This window comes from Thermogutta sp. (assembly GCF_014359955.1).
Lineage (GTDB): Bacteria > Planctomycetota > Planctomycetia > Pirellulales > Thermoguttaceae > Thermogutta.
In genome coordinates this window covers 1-3,087 of sequence record NZ_JACIYL010000537.1, presented here as the reverse complement: position 1 = coordinate 3,087, position 3,087 = coordinate 1, and the positions used below count along the sequence as shown (strand labels likewise).

The 3,087-nt window shown below is 59.2% G+C and carries 2 protein-coding genes; both read left to right on the top strand.

Going from position 1 to position 3,087, the window contains the following annotated elements; all coding sequences use genetic code 11:
• Positions 1 to 201: 201 nt before the first annotated feature.
• The gene (locus H5U08_RS14095; protein ID WP_297034346.1) at positions 202 to 2,049 is read left to right on the top strand and encodes a glycosyl hydrolase family 28-related protein; all 1,848 of its coding nucleotides are present in this window, start codon (positions 202 to 204) and stop codon (positions 2,047 to 2,049) included.
• Positions 2,050 to 2,322: 273 nt separating this feature from the next.
• Positions 2,323 to 3,087 (top strand): hypothetical protein (locus tag H5U08_RS14090; RefSeq protein WP_297034343.1); only part of this gene is annotated, 765 nt, incomplete at its 3' end.

Genomic DNA, 3,087 nt, shown 5'->3' with positions numbered 1-3,087 from the left:
CGTGGCTATTCGGGCCGGTGGGGGCGATTCATGAATCGCCCCTGCGATGCAGTGCTGGAAAAGGGTTGTGACTACCACGGCCCTCCGGACGCGGACCTTTCTGCGCCTCTCGCGGCTCGTGCAAGTTGATGTATTATAGAGGCTTTCGCAGCTTGCAACGCGTGTCGCATCAAGTGATTGTTTCCCACAGGAGGAAGGACCATGTTGTTGGTAGTGAAAGAACCTGCTCGACGAGCTTTCAGGAATACCCTGGGCCGTCTGTCCTTCGCAGTGGCGTGGGTTTACCTGGCGATGGTGGTGGGCGTTGCACTGGCAGAGCAACGGACGTTGCCGGGTGTGCCGGAAACACCGTCCGCCGTCGCAGCTTTTCGAATCAATGCCTGCGAAGCGGGAGCGGTGCCGGATGGCAAGACCGACTGCACGGAGGCCCTTCAGAAGGCGCTGGACCGGGCAGGGAAAATGGGGGGTGGCATCGTGGAACTTCCTGCCGGTGTCTATCGCGTCCAGGGACATCTCGTCATCCCCGCCAACGTGACCCTTCAGGGGGTTTTCCAGACGGCTCCGACTACGGCACGATGGGGTGAAACCACACCAGCAGGAACCGTGCTCCTCGCATATGAGGGGCGGGGAAGCGAAGAAGGTGAGCCCTTTCTGCGATTGGCGGGAAATCATGCGACCGTGGCCGGGATTTCTGTTGTCTATCCCGAGTCGAGCCCAAAGGATGTGCCCCCGGTGCCCTATCCGCCCTGTGTTGCCTCCACCGATACCGAGAACGTTTGCATCCAAAATTGTCTTTTGGTCAATCCTTACGAGGGAATTCGGCTGATTCGGGCGCACCGCCACCTCGTGCGCAACGTCACGGGGTATCCCATTAAACGGGGGATTTACGTTGATGAATGTTACGACATTGGTCGAATCGAGAACGTCCATTTCTGGCCGTTCGGAGTCCGCTATCGACCGGACGACCCCTACTGTCAGTGGATCAATCTGAATGGAGTGGCCTTCGAGTTCGCCCGCACGGACTGGCATTACGTGATCAACACCTTCTGTTTTGGTTATGGGATTGGATACAGGTTTTCTCAGTCGGCCCATGGGAGCGCCAACGGGAACTTTCTGGGGATCGGGGCCGATTCCTGTCAGCGCGCGGTGGTGGTGGAACAGGCGCAACCGCCGGGACTGCTCATCACGAACGGGGAATTCGTTGGGCGGTGGACCAGCCAGGATTCGGTCACTCTCGACGTCGGTCCGGACGTGCAGGGAAAGGTCAGTCTGGTCAACTGTTCGTTTTGGGGCCCGATCGATCGGTGTGTGGTGATGCGGAGTCCCCATGCCCAGTTGACACTCTCGGCGTGCCATTTCTGCCAGTGGGATGTGGCGAACCAAGGGTCGCCCGCGGTGGAGATCGAGGCCGGGTTCGCCACCCTTCAGGGATGCACGTTCGATCTCGATACGGCCCAGCACATCCATGTCCACAGCGGTGTCCGCTCGGTCATCGTGACGGCCAATCAGGCCCCTGGCGGTTTACGGGTCAACAATGAAGCGGGACGCAAACTCCAGATGGGACTTAATGCGGAAGATCCCATCCAGTGGACGCCGGAAGCACGTCTTCATTACCGGTTGGATATTGGTCAGCCGGGAGACTCGCGGTATCTGCTTAGTTGGTACGGTCCGGAAAAAAGTGATCGAACCTTCCGCTGGAGCACACCGAAATCGCAGTTGATTCTGCCCGTCGAGCCCGACCGGACGTACGAGTTGCTTCTGGAGGCCAGTATTCCAAGAGCCCTGGAAGGCAAGCAGGTAACGCTGAATCTGGGCGACCAGGTGCTCGCGGTGCTGAAGTCTGGAGAAAACAGAGTGCGCATTCCTGCCCAGAAAACCGAAAAACTCACTCTCCAGATTCGCTCGCCCGGCTGGATTCCTGCCGAATCGACCAAACAATCCAACGACCGGCGCGTTCTCGGAGTTCAGGTGTTTTCGCTCATGGTGAAAGGAGAGGGGGCGGGCGAAAAAATCTTTGACGCAAATACTGGGGAATGGCCAACCCCGTGATTTGCGCCCCGTGTGCGCAGTTCCGGGAGTGAACCGTAGTCTGCCCCTGTGCTGCTGTGGGCGGGGACCATTCGATAGCGGCTGCCGATTGACAGGCCCACAGCTGATGTGGCATATTAACGGCACGTTTGACCCAATTCGTTGCCACCTATGCCAGGAATCGTCCTCGGAGGGGTCTGCAGGGCGACCCTGTGCTCGGGCAAGTGGAAAGTGATCTGCGCTGACCCTGCGCGAGCCATTTCGCGCCAGAATCTCTGGTTTCGGGAGGGAAGAATGGCCGAGCTCGATCCCATGGAGCAGCGGTATCAGGAACGGCTCCGCCGTTATGTGACGGCCATGCGCAAGGGCAAACCCGACCGCATTCCGATCCGGCCGTTCGTGGCGGAGTTCACGGCGGTTTATGCCGGCTACACCATCCAGGAAGTGACTCACGACTATCAGAAGGCCTTCGACGCCGTCATTCGCTGCGCCGCGGACTTCGATTGGGACGCCGTCGTGCCCAATATGGTCTATGTGTGGACGGGGCTGGTCCAGGCGATCAACCTGCGGTATTACGCGGTTCCCGGTGTCGATCTTCCCGCCGATGTCCCCTTTCAGTATCTGGAGCCACCCGAAGAAAACGCCTGGATGCGGCCCGACGAGTATGACGCACTCATCGAAGATCCGACGGGTTATCTTTACAACGTGTGGTTGCCGCGGGTATCTCGGGACGTGGTCCCGCCCGGCCAGCCCAACACGTTTCGCAACAACATGTCGTTCGTGCTGGGCGCCATGGCGATGCTTGATTACTTCAACGCCCTGGGACGGCAGGTGGAACGGTTGCGGCGAGAAACGGGCACCGTTTCGGCCCTTTCGGGAATCCTCAAAGCGCCTTTTGATATCCTCGCCGACAAACTCCGTGGATATAAGGGATTGTGTCTGGACCTCTATCGTCAGCCGGACAAAGTGCTCAAGGCCTGCGAGGCCCTGGCGCCGCACCTTCTCCACGTGGCCAAATCGGGTGCCGATCCGCAGAAAAATGTTCCCATCGGCCTGTGG